The organism is Methylobacillus pratensis (assembly GCF_054072455.1).
This window is the reverse complement of sequence record NZ_JBSUSR010000001.1, coordinates 906057-921904: the sequence shown is the minus strand read 5'-3', so window position 1 is coordinate 921904 and position 15848 is coordinate 906057. Positions and strand designations below refer to the sequence as shown.

Here is a 15848-nt window from a genome sequence, read left to right as displayed (position 1 = left end):
TGATGCCGGAATTACCAGAAGTCGAGGTCACGCGTCGCGGCTTGGAGCCCTTGGTCGGCGCCACCGTGACGCAAGCCGTGATTCGCCAGCCGTCCATGCGCTGGCCCATTCCTTCCCACTTGCCGCAAGTGTTGCATGGTTCCAGACTGCTGGAGCTGAGGCGCCGCGGCAAATACATCATCGCCCGCTTTGAAAGCGGCTGCCTGATCCTGCACCTGGGCATGTCCGGGCGGCTTTGCCTGCTGGAAAGCGATACGCTTCCCGAAAAGCATGACCATTTCGACCTGCATTTTGCCGACGGGCGCGTGATGCGCCTGCGCGATCCGCGCAGGTTCGGCGCGGTATTGTGGGCGGGCGACCAGCCGGAGGAGCACAGCTTGCTCAAGGTGTTGGGCCCGGAGCCGCTGGATGAAGCGTTCAATGGCGAATTCCTGCACCGGGCCATTCGCACCCGGTCGCCCCCGATCAAGACCGTGATCATGGATAGCCACCTGGTGGTGGGGGTCGGGAACATTTATGCCAGCGAATCCCTGTTCCGCGCGGGCATCCACCCGGAAACGCCAGCAAGGACGCTGACGCTGGCGCAATGCCGGCGCTTGGTGGAGGAGATCAAGCTGACCTTGCAAGACGCACTGCAGGCCGGGGGAAGCAGCCTACGCGATTTCTTCGGCGCAGACGGCAATCCGGGCTATTTCCAGCAAACCTATTTCGTTTATGGCAGGGCGGGTCAACCTTGCCGGCGATGCCAAACGCCGATCACCAACGTGCGTTTGGGACAGCGCTCTACCTTCTATTGTTCTTCCTGCCAAAAGGCCTAAGCATATTTCCTTGGAGTGGACTGAAGCGTATGGATTAGTCTGTTCGGACCATATTTGATTATATCTTTATTGGGTTATGATCATATTCCACTCACGAGGGAGCAATAGCATGAAAACTTTAATGGCGAAGGTGGTACCTCTGGTATTGGCAACAGGCTTGTTGGCGCCGTCTGTTCAAGCGGCTGAGCCAGCTCTGGCTGATATTCTGCAAGGCGTGGAGGCGACAAGCTGGACTCAGATCAGCTACGACGATTTTATCGGCGGTAGCTGGAACCAGGTGGGGCAACAACTGACTTTCACATTCGTTGCCGAACATACTGCACATAGCGCCACCCAGGAGTTCTGGCTTGATGCTGCGTTCACCCCCGATCCTTATGGCTATGCATCCGTGATCTTTGCGGGCGCCGATGTGCCAGGCGCGACCTTGACGGTTACCCTGGAAAGCGTCGCCAGCCGGATTCTCTTCAACTCTAGCATCAATGCCGAGCAGATCGCCCCTGGCGGCTCGGCCGGTGATTTACAGGTATGGTTGAGTTCTAGCGGTACTTATGCCTTGGCATACGAGGATTGGATTCATTCTGGGCCTGACTACAATGATTTTGTCGTGACTGTGTCGGCTGTGCCTGAGCCTGGAAACTTCGCGATGGTAATGGCTGGATTGGCTTTATTGGGTGCTGTTGCCAAGCGTCGTGCCAAAGGTCGATATACTGACTAACTCTTGTCGCAATAAGTACTAACAAGGCCCGACAGGGCCTTTTTTATTGGGTCACGGATAGTGGGGTAAGTTTTCCCAGCTTGATAAGCTGCTTTCGGGAGCAATGAGGATATTGGACGTTAGTAAAAGTACCAGTTTGTAGGAAAATTTCTAAAAATGATTGCCAAAAGTTAATTCAGTCATCAAAATATACAGATCTGTATATTAATATGCGACTGAGGATGAATATGGCAAGTGCAGCAACGGAAGGTCAGCTGGCGGACTGGAGAATGCGCGCCCTGAAGCTGGAAGACGAGGTAAAAAGGGTCATCGTTGGCCAGGATTTGGCAATACGCCTGATCAATATCGCAATCTTTGCGCGTGGGCATGTTATGCTGGAAGGCGGAGTGGGCGTCGGTAAGACCACATTGTTGCAATCGGTGGCGCGCGGCATTGGCGGCGCTTATGAGCGCATTGAAGGCACGGTGGACTTGATGCCGAATGACCTTGTCTACCATACCTTCCTCGGGCCCGAGGGCCGTCCGCAGATCGACGAGGGTCCATTGCTGCGCGCTGGGGAGAACCTCTCGGTGTTCTTCTTCAACGAAATCAACCGTGCCCGCCCGCAAGTCCATGCCTTGATGCTGCGCGTGATGGCGGAACGTCATTTGCATGCGTTCAAGCGTGAATACCGTCTGCCACATATGATTGTGTTTGCTGATCGCAATCAGGTAGAAAAGAATGAGACGTTCGAGATTCCTGCTGCGGCGCGCGACCGCTTCATGATGGAAATCCCGATCAATGTGCCGGAGGACAAGGCTCTGCGCAAATCGCTGGTGTTCGATACGCGCTTCCAGCATGCCGAGCAATTGACGCGCACTGTCGAGAGCGGCCTGCTGCCGTTCAACATGCTCAACGATTTCTCCGACGTGGTGCAGAATCATGTGCAGTCTTCCCAGGCGCTGGAAGATTACGTGATCGACCTCTGGGATGCCACGCAAAAGCCGCAGGATTTCGGCATCACGCTCGAGGGCGTCGACATGCAGCGCCTGATCCAAGCAGGTGCTAGCCCGCGCGGCATGGGCATGCTGCTCAAGGCGGCCCGCGTGCATGCGTGGCTCATGGAGCGGGAATATGTCTATCCCGAGGATATCCATGCGGTGTTCCACGAGGTGATTGCGCACCGCCTCGTGTTCAACTCCATGTACGAAAGCCGCCGCACTGTGCTGGCCCGCGAATTGACTGCCAAGATACTGCAAACCGTGGCGGTGCCGTCCTGAGTCATGCTGCCGTCATATATCAAGCCGTTTTCCTACCAGATCCCCTGGAAGTCCGCCAGCGTCCATGCTGGCGACCACCTGGGGATACAGCGCGGGCTGGGGTTCGAGTACAAGGGTAACGCCTCGCTGGTCGATTATCCCGACCTGCGCCGCATGGATTTGCGCCAGAGCCTGCGTGACCCCTATGAGCAGGTGCAGGTGCGCCTGTTCTACCATGACTCGATCACGCCGGTGTATGCGGTGTGCGACCTGTCCAGCTCCATGCAGTACAGGGGCGGCCGCCGCAAGATCGAGCTGGTGCAGGAGGTGGCGGCATCGATCGCGTATTCGGTATCAGCCGAGAACGACGTATTCAGCCTGATCGGCTACGACCAGCATGTGCTTGATGATTACGTGCTGCCGCTTGGCTACCAGGTGCATGAAGCGCTGGAGCGTATCGATGCCTTTACCAGCATAGATGCGCTCGGGCGAGGCTCGACCGGCATCCTGGAGGTAGGCCCCCTGTTGAGCCAGAACAAGGGACTGGTGTTCTGGATATCGGATTTCCATATGCCGTTCGACACCATCATCCAGGCCATGAACATGTTTTCCCGTCACCAGGTAGTGCCGGTCGTGCTGTGGGAAGAGGAGGAGTACCGGCGCCTGCCGCGCTTCGGCCTGGGCACGATGCTGGACCCCGAGACCGGGCGCGACCGCACGATTTTCTTCCGCGAATCGGTCCGTGCCAAATTCATTACCGCATTCGAGCAGCGCCGGGCGGCGCTGGAAGACCTGTTCCTGGCTTTTGAGAGCCCGCCGCATTTCGTCAGCGGGATATTCGAAGCCGAGGCAATGACGCATTATTTTGAGAAATACCTGACAGCATGAAAAAACTGACGACCTTGTTTTCCATCTGCCTGCTTCCTATCGGCCTTTGCGCGGGAGCTATGGCACATGCAGCGGAAGCCGCCCTGGTCAGCCTGGACAACCCGCGCATCGCGACAGGCATCACGATAGGCGACGTACTCGAGCGCAGGCTGGTGATCGAGGCCAGCCCTCCCTACGAGTTGCCCAAGTCTGCTCTGCCGCTCAAGGGTGAGCGCGTCGACGGAATAGAGCTGGTGGGCGTCGCGCTGCAGGGCGAAAAAGTGGCAGGCAGCCAGCGCTATGAGGTCAAGCTTAGCTACCAGGTGTTCGCCGCGACAAGCAAGTCCAGCGTCATGCGTTTGCCAGCTTTAACGTTGGCGCTCGGCGGCGGCGATACGCCAGCGGAGGTGAACGTACCTGCCTGGCATTTCTGGAGCTCGCCGCTGGCGGCGGGCAACATCCATACCGCGCGCAGTAATGCGCAGCCGCAGCGCAAGCCGGCCTTGCTCGATACCGGGCCGGAGCGCCTGGTGCTTGCGTTGGCCGTGTTCCTGGTGGGCGTTGTCGGGCTGGTCTATATCAACGCCGACCGTCGCTGGCTGCCGTGGATGGGCGGCAGCTTCGCCCAGGCTTATCGCAAGCTGCGCAAGACGCCTGCGCAAGCTGGGCACCAGGCGCGGGCGCTTGGCTACGTGCACCAGGCATTCAACCAAGTACATGGAAGCACCTTGTTCCGGCCGCAATTGGGCGAGTTCTTTGCGCAACATCCGCAGTACCAGCCGCTCGCAAAAGATATCGACAGCTTTTTCCAGCGCTCCGAGACTTTGCTATTCACCGGCGAAAACGCAGACAGCCCAGCCCTGGTCAAGGAGCTGCAGCAGCTTTGCCGCCGTCTGAGGGATTGTGAACGGGGAATCGCATGAGTTTGCTCAATTCCTGGGCCTTGCTGCTGTTGCCGCTTGCACTGGTGCCTTTCTGGCTCAGGAGCTTGCAGGGGCAGCGTTACTCCTGGCTGGAGATGGTGCCGGAAGACTCGTTCTCGGACAATATCGTCTTGCTGCTCAAGGTGGTGACGGCCGTCATCATCGCTAGCCTCGTGCTGGCCCTGGCAGCCCCGCAAGGCAGCGACAAGATCGTGAACCGCGTCGGCAAGGGCGCGCAGACCGTGATGGTGATCGACCGCAGCGTGAGCATGGACCATCCTTTTGCCGGGGACGCCACCAGCGGCCGGGCAGGGGAAATCAAGTCCGGCGCCGCACGCCGGCTGATCACGCAATTCATCGACTCCAGGCCCGATGACATGATGGGCGTAGTGGCGTTTACCAATTCCGCCTTGTACGGCGTCAAGATCACGGCCAACCGCGATGCCATCCATGCCGCGATCAACGCCGCGACCAGCGCCGGCATCAACCAGACCAATATCGGCGCGGGCATCACCCAGGCGGCCAGCCTGTTCGACAGCATCCAGAGCTCGGGCTCGCGCGCCATCATCCTGTTGTCCGATGGGGCCGGCAAGTTGAGCCCGCGCGTCAAGGCGCGCATCAGGGAGGAGCTCAAGGACAAGGATATCAAGCTCTATTGGATCGTGTTGCGCGAACCGGACGACGTGAGCATATTCGGCGACCGCGTGTTCGAAGAGGACAGGGGGCCTGCGGCGATTCAGCTCGACCGTTTCTTCAAGTCGCTCAATATCACCTACAAGGCTTACGAGGCGGATAATCCCGTGGCGCTGCAAATGGCGATCCAGGATATCGACAGCCGCGAGAAGAATACGATCCAGTATGCCATCACCGTGCCGGGGCGCGATTATGCGCGCGACTTGATTGTAGTGGCCCTGGTATTGAGCCTGGGCATGTTCGTCATTAAAAATTTCAGGGTAAAAGCATGGGAATCCGCATAAAAGGCCTCAACCTGCTGTTTGGACTGCTGGCGGTTGCCGGGTTGGCAGGCAGCGTCTATGAAGGCAATGCGCTGGTGCAGCGCCATGATGCCAACCGGCAGATCCAGGGCGGGGCATTGGTCACTCACGACGGCTATGGTTTCGAACAGAAGTTCATGGCGGCTTACAAGCTGGGAGAGTCCGGGGATTACAAGCACGCGGTGCAAAGCTACAGCCAACTGCTCGAAACCGGGTTGAGCCAGCCGCAGCAGGCGCTGGTGCAGTACAACATCGGCAACAACCTCCTGCAATCCGGCTTGAAGCGCCGCCTCAATGACGACGGCAGCCTCAAGGACGAGGCGAAATATGACTTGTCCCAGGCGCAGATCGCCTATGAGCAAGCCTTGCGGCTAGATCCCGCATTCAGGCAGGCAAAGTTCAACCTCAGCCTGATGCTGCTGGTGCAGCCCAATGGCATCGAGGGGTTGAAAAAGGAACAGGAAGGCATGGAGCTCAGCAACATCCCGGTGGGCCTGCCATGAAGTGGCAGTTGAGGCTGCGCCATGGCTGGCGCTGGGCCAGGGACCATTACGAGTCCGGGCTGTACCTGTTGGTGGTCGTATTGCTGTTGCTGGCGATCTTCAAGCCGGAAATACAACTCAAGCAGCGCGTGCATAACTACCTCTTGCTCGCGGATGTCTCGCAAAGCATGAACGCAGAGGACGTCAGCCTCAACGGCAAGCCGGTCAGCCGCATGGCCTACACGCGCCACCTGATGCGCAAGCTGGTGGAGAATTCGCCCTGCGGCACTTATTTCAGCCTCGGCGTGTTTGCCGCGGAAGACGTTGCGCTATTGTTCACGCCGCTGGAAACCTGCGCCAACTACGACATCATCGTCGATGCTATCGAGCACCTGGAGTGGCGCATGTCCTGGCGCGGCAACAGCCGCATCAGCTTTGGCGTCAAGGGCGCTGCCAAGGCTTTCGACTCGCTCAATGCGCCTGCGCGTCTGCTGTTCTTCACCGACGGCGACGAGGCGCCCAAGGTGAACGCGATCAACAAGCTCAAGCTCGATGACGTGCAGATCGGCGAGAATATCGTCTTCGTCGGCGTCGGCGGCAGCGAGGATGTGCCGATCCCGCGTTACAACTCCAGCAACAAATGGGTGGGCTATTGGTCCTCCGATGCCAAGGAGAATTCCGCCGGTGCGGTCGGCGTCACCTACAACGATACCAGCCGCGATGATCCGGACCCAGTGGTGGCTTCTGCCGACTACGACCGCTATCTTTCCAAGCTGGAAGAGGCATATTTGAAGGAACTGGCCGAGGAGATCAATGCCCAGTACGTGCTGGCCCAGGATAAGCCTGATTTCTACACCTTCGTGCAGAAGCAGAAGCCGGTCGCCAGCTTTGTCACCGCCTATTCATTGAGGTGGATATATCTTTTGCTCGCCCTGCTGCTGATACTTGCCACCTACTGGCCACATTTCCGCCAGTGGCGGCAATTGCACACCGCTAGTTAAGCCTGACTATTTATTCGGTAGAGGTGGCTGGGCTGAGCTACTTGTGGCTGTTAGCTGTGGGCAAGCTTTTTGTAGCAACCGCATAATCGAATCTGGTCAATCGAGTCCGCTTTCTTTGATTATGGTGTAAAGCGGCCGGCGGGCAGTTGGTGCCTCTTTGAAAGAATCTGTGTCATCATAACAACTGATTGAGAGAGGCTCAGTCGAGTCTGCTGCCTTTCAGTTGACCGAGCTCCGCTTAATAATAATCAAAAATAACTATCCCCAGGGAAATAACAATGAATAAAATGAAGTTGGTGCTCGCAAGCGCTGTGATGTCTTTGTTGACTGCTTGTGGTGCTAAAGTGGAAATTCCACCAGCGCACGTGGGAAAAATCATGACCAAAGATGGTTACCAAGAAGGTCTGATTCCTACTTCTAAGTTCCGCTTGGCAGCATGCTTGTCCTATTGTGATCGATTGGTAATGCTGGATATCTCGGACAAGGCTTATTCGGAATCCTTAAATATCTTTATTCCTGAAGACAAGCTGAACCTCGGTGTCACCATTCGTGCAACCCTGAGCATCAACTCTAAGAAGACCACCGAATTGTTCAATACAATTACTCCAACCGGGGCTTCAGATGACAAGACGTCGATTATTCAAAATGAACAGGTATATGCAACATATGCTCGTCAGATCATTCAAGCAGAAGTGCGTGAGTATCTGAGCCAGTACAGTATCAGCCAGATTGCATCAAGCAATGAGAAGATCAATTCTGATCTTTCCATTCGGTTGAGCAAGGCAATCGAGGAGCGCACACCATTCTCTGTGCGTCATGTGGGTATCACTGATTTGCAGTATCCTGAAATTATTACCAAGGCTCAAGAAGCAGCAGCAGAGCGTCGAGAAGCGATTCAGCAGGAAGAGGCACAAACCCAAGTTTCTGCCGCCCGCCTAGAACGGGAGTTGAGAGAGGCTCGCCTGCAGCGTGCTATTGAAAAGGAAAAGGCTGAAACAGAGGCCATTGCTCAAGCTACTTTGGCAGCATCTGTGGATTCTCGTGTCCTTGAATTGCGCAAGTTGGAAAATCAGCGTGCTTGGATTGAGAAATGGAATGGTGCACTTCCTACCACTACTCTTGGCGATCATGTGCCGATGGTTCAATTGAAATGATCGGTTTACTTAATATCTTGCCGTTGTTCATCGTTGTTGCAACTATTACAGCGATGATAAGACTTAAACAGAAAAAGGTTTCCTTTTTCTTAGGCGGAAGTGCACTGGTGTTCTACATCATTTTTCAACCATCTTATTTCCCTAAGGGAGAAGTTGTTAGAGCTCCTCTGCCTGAGTTTGAGGCATCTTCCATGGATATCCAAGATAGAAATAAGAAACCTGTTCCATTGGATGAGAAAGATAAAGTTATGGCAGAAAAAATCCGCAATGGCTTAGAGTTTAAATCCAAGTAATAGTTGTATCAAAGGTCACCTCAAGTGAGGTAGAGTTGATTAGTCGATATGAGTTAGCGGTATCGCCGTAAACGATACGTGATCTTTATTCTATTTATGCGCCGCATGGCCGTGCAGGTAGCTTGGTTGCTCATGGCGGCGCTGGGGGGCGATCTTCTGCGGCAATAGCGATCCCGCCACCATGCCGATGATGCTGACGCCGAGCCCCAGCAATTGCGGCGGTATCAAGCCTTCCTCGCCCACCAATACTTCAACCAACACCCAGGTGCTGATGCCGCCGATGATGGCGGCCAGCGCACCCTGGTTGGTCGCGCGTTTCCAGAACACGCCGAAGAACAGCGGCACGAAAGCGCCCGCCAGCGTGATCTTGTAGGCGGATTCCACCATGCGGAAGATGGACAGCTCGGTGTTCAATGCATAGACCAGCACGCAGCTGGAGAAGCCCACCAGGCAGATGCGCATGATCTTGAGGAAACCGCGGTCGTTCAAGTGCGGGAAATAGCCGCGGACGATGTTCTCGGCGAACGAGATGGAAGGCGCGAGCAAGGTGGCGGACGAACAGCTCATGATCGCCGACAGCACGGCGCCGAAGAAAATCACCTGCGCAGCGATCGGCATATGCTGCAACACTAGCGTAGGCAATACGCGCTGCGAGTCCTGGTCGATCAGGGTGTTGAAGAAGCCTGGGTCGATCAAGGTGGCCGAATAGGCGATGAACATGGGCACGAAGGTGAAACAGAAGTAGACCGATGCGCCGAGGACGGACCCCCAGATGGCGACTTTGGCGCTCTTGGCCGAGGTGATGCGCTGGAACACGTCCTGCTGTGGGATGGAGCCTAGCATCATGGTCATCCAGGCGCCGATGAAGGTGACCCATAGCCAGGGATCTGCTGGCGGGAAGAAGTCCAGCTTGCCGGCCAGACGCGCATGCTCGATGACGGGCGCGACGCCGCCGGTCATGCCGGAGACCATGTAGGCGATATAGAGCATGCCGCCGATAATCACGCTCATCTGCACGAAATCCAGGATGGCGACCGAGAGCATGCCGCCCAGCGTGGTATAGGTGAGCACGATGGCCGTGCCGAGGATCATGCCGGCTTCCTCGCTCACCGCGCCGTCGGTGATGATGTGGAAGATCAGGCCTAACGCCTTGATCTGCGCGGCAACCCAGCCCAGATAGGAAATGACAATGGCAATCGTGGTGAGCACTTCCACGGTGCGGTTGTAGCGCATGCGGTAGAAGTCGCCCAGGGTGATGATGTTGAGCTTGTAGAGCTTGGTCGCGAAGAAGAAGCCTGCGATGACCAGGCACATGCTGGAGCCGAACGGGTCGGCGACGATGCCATTGAGGCCATCCTTGACGAAGGTGGCGGAGACGCCGAATACGGCTTCCGCGCCGAACCAGGTGGCGAACACGGTCGCCATCACTACCGGCAAGGGCAGGTGGCGCCCGGCTACGGCGTAATCCTTGGTGGTCTTGACCCGGGTGGCGGCAAACAGGCCGATGCTGATGGAAACCAGGACGTAGAGAATGACAAACCAGATCAGCACTAAATCAGCCCTTTGCTATGAGGTTGAAATTGGATAAAAGTGGTGCCTTTTCAAAGGAAGGCAGATTTTAGCAAAAACTTGTCCAGAAAGTAGGCTTTATCTCTGAAAATCAATGGCTTTGCAGAAATAGTCCGGGCTCGTATCAATGGCGGGCTAGCCACCAGAACAGGATAGCCGTGCTTTGCAACAGCACCAGCAAGATCAATGCCACGGTGATGAGGCGCAGCCAGCGGGTCTGGCGCTGGTGTTCCTCAAGCATGCGTTGCAGCTCGGCATTGGTGGGAGGAAGTTGCAGGCCGCGCTCCAGCTGCTGGTGGATCAGGCGCGGCATTTGGGGAAGAATTTTGCCCCAGTAGGGCAGCTCGGCTTTCAGGTTGTCCAGCGCGCTGCGCCAGCCTATCTGTTCCGACATCCAGCGCTCCAAGTAGGGGCGTGCGGTTTTCCAGAGGTCGAGATTGGGGTCGAGGTCGCGTCCCAGGCCCTCGACGTTGAGCAGAGTCTTCTGCAGCATGGCGAGCTGGGGCTGGATTTCGACGCCGAAGCGGCGCGAGGTCTGGAACAGGCGCAGCAATACCTTGCCGAACGAGATTTCCTTGAGCGGCTTGTCGAAAATGGGTTCGCACACGGCACGGATCGCGGTCTCGAATTCGTCGAGCGGCGTATCCTTGGGCGCCCAGCCGGATTCGATATGCGCGCGCGCGACTTCGCGGTAGTCGCGGCGGAAGAAGGCGAGGAAGTTGCGCGCCAGGTATTGCTTGTCCTCGTCGTTGAGGGTGCCCATGATGCCGAAATCCAATGCGACATAGCGGCCGTCGTCCGCTACCTGCACATTGCCCGGGTGCATGTCGGCATGGAAGAAGCCGTCACGGAACACCTGGGTGAAGAAGATTTCCACGCCGTCGCGCGCGAGCTTGGGGATGTCGACGCCGATTTCGCGCAGGTAGGCGACCTGGCTGACCGGCGTGCCGTTCATGCGCTCCATCACCATCACTTGCTCATGGCACCAGTCCCAATAGACTTCGGGCACCAGCAGCAGGCGCTTATCGGCAAAGTTGCGGCCTAGCAGGCTGCAGTTGGCCGCTTCCAGCATGAGGTCGAGCTCGCTGTGGATATGGCGCGCGAATTCGGCCACCACCTCCCGCGGCTTCAGTCGCTTGCCGTCCGAGGAGAGGGTCTGCAGTAGCCATGCCGCGCCATCCAGCAGCTTGAGGTCTTTCTCTATGACCTTGCTGATGCCGGGCCGCAGGATTTTGACCGCCACCGGCCTGCCGTCAGGTAGCTGGGCGAAATGCACCTGGGCGACCGAGGCGCTGGCGATCGGCTCGACGTCGAAGCTCTGGAACACTTCCAGCACCGGCTTGCCGTAGGCCTGCCTGAGGATAGTCTCAACGTCATCGTAGCCAAAGGCCGGCACCCGGTCCTGCAGTTTCGCCAGCTCGTCGGCGAGGTCCAGCGGAATCAGGTCGCGCCGCGTGGAGAGCATCTGGCCGAACTTGACGAAGATGGGGCCCAGCGACTCGAGCGCCAAGCGCAGCCGTTCGCCGCGCGGGCGCGAAGTGTCGCGCCAGAACAGGAGGATTTGCACCGGGCGCTGCAATGGGCGCAAGCTGGTGTGTCCGAGGACAAATTCGTCCAGGCCGAAGCGCAGCGTGACAAAGATGATGTTAAGCAGGCGCAGCCAACGCATGGGAATTCTTTCTAGTGGTCCGCCTGCAGGCGGGATTTCAGCTTGTCGATGCGCTTTTGCAAACGCTCGGTGTCCTCGCGCAGCGTATCCACGTCGCGCACGAATTGTTCGATATGGCGTTTCTTGGCAATCAGCGGTTGCTCTTCCTGCCAATATTCCGCCAGCATGCCGGCCACATTCGCAGTTTGGCGTTTTGCCTGCGAAACGGCGGCGCGGCCGAGCTTGACGGTTTCATGCGCCGGGATGTCGCCGATCACCCGGCTCAAGTCCTCTTCATATTCCCATGAGATGCCTTGCAATACCCTTGCCAAAGCCGCGGCAAACTCGGTATCGCCCGAGACGGACGCGGCAGCGCCGGCCGATTCGTCGCCGGCCAGCATACGCAGTGCCACGGAGGGCGGCACCGTGATGGCGGCGTCGGTATGGGCGGTTTCGCCCGCGATCGCCAGCCCGCCATCCTCAAGCACGGCCAGCGTGGCGCTGAACGGGGGCAGGATCAGGCGGGCGTGCTTGCCGCCGAAGGGTTGCAACTGTCCGGCAGCCCAGCTGTTCTGGGCCATTAGGTGATTGAGCAGGCGGGTGAGGAGCGGCTTCAGCATGATGACTTCAATTCCAGTGCGTTAGGCAAGGGCGGTCAGGTTTTCCAACCTTTGTGCAGCGCGACCACGCCGGCTGCCAGGTTGTAATAGTCGACCTTGCCGAGGCCGGCATCCAGCATCATCTGCTTCAAGGTTTCCTGGTCGGGATGCATGCGGATGGATTCGGCCAGGTAGCGATAGCTGTCCGCGTCGTTGGCGAACAGCTTGCCCATGATGGGCAGCAGCTTGAATGAATAGGCATCATAGATCGGCGCCAACGGCTTCCATACCTGGGAGAATTCCAGCACCAGCAGGCGGCCGCCGGGCTTGAGCACGCGCTGCATTTCGGCCAGCGCCTTGTCCTTGTGCGTCATGTTGCGCAGGCCGAAGGCGACGATGACGCAATCGAAATACTGGTCAGGGAAGGGCAGTTTCTCCGCGTCGCATTGCAGCGCGGGAACAGCCTTGCCATCGTCGATCAGGCGATCGCGCCCAACGGCCAGCATAGAGGCGTTGATGTCGGTCAGGATGACTTGGCCCGTCGGGCCGACCTTATTGGAGAACAGGCGGGACAGGTCGCCGCTGCCTCCGGCCACGTCCAGCACGCGGTCGCCGGGCCTGACGCCGCTGACCTCGACGGTGAAGCGTTTCCAGGCACGGTGCAGGCCCGCGGACATGACGTCGTTCATGAGGTCATACTTGCGTGCCACCGAGTGGAATACTTCACCGACCTTGCGGGCTTTCTCGCGTTCATCCACAGTCTGGAAGCCGAAGTGCGTCTTGGCGTTGTCGCTCATGGTGTTTGCCTTAAATCAATTGTCAGCGTCGCGGCTGGCGCCTGCGTCGGCGAGCCGGTCGAGGTATTGTTGCCACAGTGCGTCATGCTGCTGCAGCAATTCATAAAGATAATCCCAGGAGTAAAGGCCGGTGTCGTGGCCATCGCTGAACACCAGCTTCACGGCGTAATGACCCACTGGCTCGATGCCGGTGATGTTCACGTCCCGCTTGCCGGTTTGCAGCACCGGGTTGCCATGCCCTTGCACTTCTGCAGAAGGGGAATACACGCGCAGGAACTCGCACGGCAGCATGCCCCTGACGCCGTTGTCGAAGGTGATTTCCAATGCGCGCGAAACCTGGTGCAAGCGGATATCGGTAGGATGTGGAATCTCTGGGCTCAAGCCGCTCATCTGCCAAATGCCGGAATTTACTCAAAAGGCGATGATAGCAGAATGTATTCGCGCGCTTCAAAATACCGTCACGCTGGCGATGCATGATAGGTGGCGGCAAGGTTCAGAAAAGGGATTTAGGCGGCTGATTCATTTGTGAATTTACATAAGCATGCTAGAGTAGCGCTTAAATAATAAGCATCGGGGGGTGCTATGGCTGACAACAAGCTTGAACGTCACTTTCAGGCATATTCCGAGTGGCGTAAAGCCTTGGTGGAAACAATCTGCGACTACCGCAACTGGTTGAACGAGCAAGAGCTCAACGATGCACAGATAGACCTACGGTTGCAGCAGTTACTGGAGCGCCTGCGCGAGGACAAGCTCAACGTGGCGTTCGTGGCGGAGTTTTCCCGCGGCAAGTCCGAGCTGATCAACGCCATCTTCTTCTCGGCTTACGGTCAGCGCTTGCTACCCTCGAGCGCGGGCCGCACCACCATGTGTCCCACCGAGCTGCTGTACGATCCCTCCAAGCCTACCTCCCTGCAGCTCCTCCCGGTGGAAACCCGCACCTCGGATGCCACCACCACCGAATACAAGCGCTATCCCGAGGAATGGACCGTCTTGCCGTTCGACGTGAGCGACAGCGACAATATGGTGGAAGTGTTTAAGGAAGTCAGCCGCACTAAGCGCGTGACCGTGGAAGAGGCCGAGCGCTACGGCTTGTTCGATACCAACAGTGCCGACGACGCCTTGGCGCTCAACGCGGACGGCACCGTGGACATTCCCTGCTGGCGCTATGCCGTCATCAACTTTCCGCATCCGCTGCTGGAGCAGGGGCTGGTGATCCTCGATACGCCTGGGCTCAACGCCATCGGCACCGAGCCGGAACTGACCCTCAACATGCTGCCGAATGCGCATGCTGTATTGTTTATCCTGTCCGCCGACACCGGTGTGACCAAGTCTGAGATCGATGTCTGGCGCCAGTACATCAGCGGCACGCGCTGGAAGCAGAAGGGCAGGCTGGCGGTGTTGAACAAGATCGACGGCCTGTGGGACGAGTTGCGCAACGAGACCGAGATCAGCCGCGAAATTGCCAAGCAGATCGAGTCCAGCGCGGAGCTGCTGGGGCTGGAGCAAGGCCAGATTTTCCCGATTTCGGCCCAGAAGGGTTTATTGGCGAAGATTGCAGGGGACGATGCCCTGTTGGAGCGCAGCGGGCTATCCACCCTGGAAAGGGCGTTGTCCGAAGAGTTGATCCCTTCCAAGCGCGAGATCGTGCGCGACAACACCATCAGCGAAATCGACGACTTGGTGAAGAACTCCAACATCCTGCTCGATGCCCGCTTGTCCAGCCTCAATGAGCAACTGGACGAGCTGCGCGGCTTGCGCGGCAAGAATGAAGACGTCATCGAGCACATGATGAACAAGGTCAAGGTGGACAAGGAAATCTTCGAGAAGGGGCTGCAGCGCTTCCAGGCCCTGCGCAGCGTGTTCTCGCAGCAAACCAACAAGCTGTTCACCTTGCTCGGCATGGAGGCCCTGCGCGTGCAGGTGACCAATACCCGCAGCACCATGGTCAATGCCAGCTTCACCAAGAGCATACGCAGCGCGATGGACGGCTTCTTTGCGGACCTGCGCGACCGCCTGCTGAAATCCGAAGCGCAGATCGACGAAATCAAGCGCATGATGGACGCCATGTATGAGAAATTCGCGCAGGACCACGGCTTGCGCAAGGCTGAGCCGCCAGCGTTCTCCACACTGCGCTACCAGAAGGAGCTGGGCAAGCTGGAGCGCGCATACCGCGAGCAGTTCAATACGACATTGAATATGCTGACGAACGAAAAGATGACATTGACGTCTAAGTTTTTCGAGACGCTGGCCAGCCGCGTGATCCATGTATACGAAGTCGCCAACCATGATGTCGAGAACTGGCTGAAGGCGGTGATCGCCCCGATGGAGTCCCAGGTGCGCGAGCACCAGCTGCAGTTGCGCCGGCGCCTGGAAAGCATCAAGCGCATCTACAAGGCGACTGATACCTTGGAAGACCGCATCGGCGAGCTGGAGGCCATCGAAAAAAACATCCTGGCTCAGATGGCCGATCTCAAGATATTGCGTCAGCACATGCACAATGCGCTGATATTCGACAACAGGATAATAGAGGAAGAAGCGGCATGAATCTGACCAGCCTGCTGCTGCAACTTGGCCTGACATTCGTGTTCATCGGCTTTGCCGCAGTGGGGATTCTATGGGCGATCAAGAGCGGTCAATATGACGACCTGGAAGGCCCTGCGCAGCGTATCCTGATGGACGACGACGACCCCCTGATTCCATTTAACCACTTGAAGCCTGGGGCTAATCAGCATAAAATCAAGAAATAACT

General features: G+C 57.6%; 17 protein-coding genes. 12 read left to right on the top strand and 5 right to left on the bottom strand.

The genetic code is table 11. The annotated features are described in order from the left end of the window. Positions 1-2 precede the first annotated feature (2 nt). The 10 genes from mutM (at position 3) to ACW4YW_RS04140 (ending at position 8486) form a co-directional block, all read left to right on the top strand. A complete protein-coding gene (gene mutM / locus ACW4YW_RS04185) occupies positions 3-818 on the top strand; it encodes a bifunctional DNA-formamidopyrimidine glycosylase/DNA-(apurinic or apyrimidinic site) lyase (protein ID WP_457136408.1) in 816 nt (271 codons plus the stop codon). Positions 819-927: 109 nt separating this feature from the next. Next, positions 928-1533 carry a PEP-CTERM sorting domain-containing protein gene (locus ACW4YW_RS04180; RefSeq protein WP_457136407.1) on the top strand — a complete coding sequence of 202 codons (606 nt, stop codon included), beginning with the start codon at positions 928-930 and terminating at the stop codon, positions 1531-1533. A 227-nt stretch (positions 1534-1760) separates the two neighbouring features. Beyond that, positions 1761-2792 (top strand): AAA family ATPase, encoded by a 1032-nt coding sequence (locus ACW4YW_RS04175; RefSeq protein ID WP_457136406.1) that lies wholly within the window; start codon positions 1761-1763, stop codon positions 2790-2792. Positions 2793-2795: 3 nt separating this feature from the next. Next, positions 2796-3659 (top strand): DUF58 domain-containing protein, encoded by an 864-nt coding sequence (locus ACW4YW_RS04170; protein ID WP_457136405.1) that lies wholly within the window; start codon positions 2796-2798, stop codon positions 3657-3659. Beyond that, positions 3656-4561 (top strand): nonribosomal peptide synthetase MxaA, encoded by a 906-nt coding sequence (locus ACW4YW_RS04165; protein WP_457136404.1) that lies wholly within the window; start codon positions 3656-3658, stop codon positions 4559-4561. The genes ACW4YW_RS04170 and ACW4YW_RS04165 overlap by 4 nt, the downstream gene beginning before the upstream one ends. Then, positions 4558-5538 carry a vWA domain-containing protein gene (locus tag ACW4YW_RS04160; RefSeq protein ID WP_457136403.1) on the top strand — a complete coding sequence of 327 codons (981 nt, stop codon included), beginning with the start codon at positions 4558-4560 and terminating at the stop codon, positions 5536-5538. Before ACW4YW_RS04165 ends, ACW4YW_RS04160 begins: the two co-directional genes overlap by 4 nt. Then, positions 5523-6059, top strand: coding sequence for a hypothetical protein (locus tag ACW4YW_RS04155; protein ID WP_457136402.1), 537 nt, complete (start codon positions 5523-5525; stop codon positions 6057-6059). The genes ACW4YW_RS04160 and ACW4YW_RS04155 overlap by 16 nt, the downstream gene beginning before the upstream one ends. Next, the gene (locus ACW4YW_RS04150) at positions 6056-7039 is read left to right on the top strand and encodes a vWA domain-containing protein (protein WP_457136401.1); all 984 of its coding nucleotides are present in this window, start codon (positions 6056-6058) and stop codon (positions 7037-7039) included. The genes ACW4YW_RS04155 and ACW4YW_RS04150 overlap by 4 nt, the downstream gene beginning before the upstream one ends. 278 nt (positions 7040-7317) lie before the next feature. Beyond that, positions 7318-8193, top strand: coding sequence for an SPFH domain-containing protein (locus ACW4YW_RS04145; RefSeq protein ID WP_457136400.1), 876 nt, complete (start codon positions 7318-7320; stop codon positions 8191-8193). Further along, a complete protein-coding gene (locus tag ACW4YW_RS04140) occupies positions 8190-8486 on the top strand; it encodes a hypothetical protein (protein WP_457136399.1) in 297 nt (98 codons plus the stop codon). The genes ACW4YW_RS04145 and ACW4YW_RS04140 overlap by 4 nt, the downstream gene beginning before the upstream one ends. Before the next feature lie 90 nt (positions 8487-8576). Here ACW4YW_RS04140 and ACW4YW_RS04135 read toward each other — a convergent pair whose 3' ends face one another. The 5 genes from ACW4YW_RS04135 to ACW4YW_RS04115 all read right to left on the bottom strand — a co-directional run bounded on the left by ACW4YW_RS04135 (position 8577) and on the right by ACW4YW_RS04115 (position 13489). Continuing rightward, positions 8577-10037 (bottom strand): sodium:solute symporter family protein, encoded by a 1461-nt coding sequence (locus tag ACW4YW_RS04135; protein ID WP_457136398.1) that lies wholly within the window; start codon positions 10035-10037, stop codon positions 8577-8579. Positions 10038-10179: 142 nt separating this feature from the next. Beyond that, positions 10180-11724 (bottom strand): ubiquinone biosynthesis regulatory protein kinase UbiB, encoded by a 1545-nt coding sequence (ubiB, locus tag ACW4YW_RS04130; protein ID WP_457136397.1) that lies wholly within the window; start codon positions 11722-11724, stop codon positions 10180-10182. An 11-nt stretch (positions 11725-11735) separates the two neighbouring features. Beyond that, on the bottom strand, positions 11736-12323 hold the full coding sequence (locus ACW4YW_RS04125) for a ubiquinone biosynthesis accessory factor UbiJ (RefSeq protein ID WP_457136396.1): 588 nt from the start codon (positions 12321-12323) through the stop codon (positions 11736-11738). A 35-nt stretch (positions 12324-12358) separates the two neighbouring features. Further along, positions 12359-13099: a bifunctional demethylmenaquinone methyltransferase/2-methoxy-6-polyprenyl-1,4-benzoquinol methylase UbiE gene (gene ubiE / locus ACW4YW_RS04120; RefSeq protein ID WP_457136395.1), complete on the bottom strand. Its 741-nt coding sequence runs from the start codon at positions 13097-13099 to the stop codon at positions 12359-12361. 15 nt (positions 13100-13114) lie between these two features. Then, positions 13115-13489, bottom strand: coding sequence for a gamma-butyrobetaine hydroxylase-like domain-containing protein (locus ACW4YW_RS04115; protein ID WP_457136394.1), 375 nt, complete (start codon positions 13487-13489; stop codon positions 13115-13117). Between the two features lie 192 nt (positions 13490-13681). On the opposite strand from ACW4YW_RS04115, the gene ACW4YW_RS04110 reads away from it, so the two are divergent. Beyond that, a complete protein-coding gene (locus tag ACW4YW_RS04110) occupies positions 13682-15643 on the top strand; it encodes a dynamin family protein (protein WP_457136393.1) in 1962 nt (653 codons plus the stop codon). Beyond that, complete coding sequence (gene ccoS, locus ACW4YW_RS04105) at positions 15640-15846, top strand: cbb3-type cytochrome oxidase assembly protein CcoS (RefSeq protein WP_457136392.1); 207 nt, start codon at positions 15640-15642, stop codon at positions 15844-15846. The genes ACW4YW_RS04110 and ccoS overlap by 4 nt, the downstream gene beginning before the upstream one ends. Positions 15847-15848 lie beyond the last annotated feature (2 nt).

Bases quoted from the DNA above. Each gene is read 5' to 3' on its own strand.
- ACW4YW_RS04150 (WP_457136401.1), top strand. From the start codon at position 6,056: ATGAAGTGGCAGTTGAGGCTGCGCCATGGCTGGCGCTGGGCCAGGGAC.
- ACW4YW_RS04110 (WP_457136393.1), top strand. From the start codon at position 13,682: ATGGCTGACAACAAGCTTGAACGTCACTTTCAGGCATATTCCGAGTGG.
- mutM (WP_457136408.1), top strand. From the start codon at position 3: ATGCCGGAATTACCAGAAGTCGAGGTCACGCGTCGCGGCTTGGAGCCC.
- ACW4YW_RS04115 (WP_457136394.1), bottom strand. From the start codon at position 13,489: ATGAGCGGCTTGAGCCCAGAGATTCCACATCCTACCGATATCCGCTTG.
- ACW4YW_RS04165 (WP_457136404.1), top strand. From the start codon at position 3,656: ATGAAAAAACTGACGACCTTGTTTTCCATCTGCCTGCTTCCTATCGGC.
- ubiE (WP_457136395.1), bottom strand. From the start codon at position 13,099: ATGAGCGACAACGCCAAGACGCACTTCGGCTTCCAGACTGTGGATGAA.
- ubiB (WP_457136397.1), bottom strand. From the start codon at position 11,724: ATGCGTTGGCTGCGCCTGCTTAACATCATCTTTGTCACGCTGCGCTTC.
- ccoS (WP_457136392.1), top strand. From the start codon at position 15,640: ATGAATCTGACCAGCCTGCTGCTGCAACTTGGCCTGACATTCGTGTTC.
- ACW4YW_RS04140 (WP_457136399.1), top strand. From the start codon at position 8,190: ATGATCGGTTTACTTAATATCTTGCCGTTGTTCATCGTTGTTGCAACT.
- ACW4YW_RS04125 (WP_457136396.1), bottom strand. From the start codon at position 12,323: ATGCTGAAGCCGCTCCTCACCCGCCTGCTCAATCACCTAATGGCCCAG.
- ACW4YW_RS04180 (WP_457136407.1), top strand. From the start codon at position 928: ATGAAAACTTTAATGGCGAAGGTGGTACCTCTGGTATTGGCAACAGGC.
- ACW4YW_RS04155 (WP_457136402.1), top strand. From the start codon at position 5,523: ATGGGAATCCGCATAAAAGGCCTCAACCTGCTGTTTGGACTGCTGGCG.
- ACW4YW_RS04170 (WP_457136405.1), top strand. From the start codon at position 2,796: ATGCTGCCGTCATATATCAAGCCGTTTTCCTACCAGATCCCCTGGAAG.
- ACW4YW_RS04175 (WP_457136406.1), top strand. From the start codon at position 1,761: ATGGCAAGTGCAGCAACGGAAGGTCAGCTGGCGGACTGGAGAATGCGC.
- ACW4YW_RS04145 (WP_457136400.1), top strand. From the start codon at position 7,318: ATGAATAAAATGAAGTTGGTGCTCGCAAGCGCTGTGATGTCTTTGTTG.
- ACW4YW_RS04160 (WP_457136403.1), top strand. From the start codon at position 4,558: ATGAGTTTGCTCAATTCCTGGGCCTTGCTGCTGTTGCCGCTTGCACTG.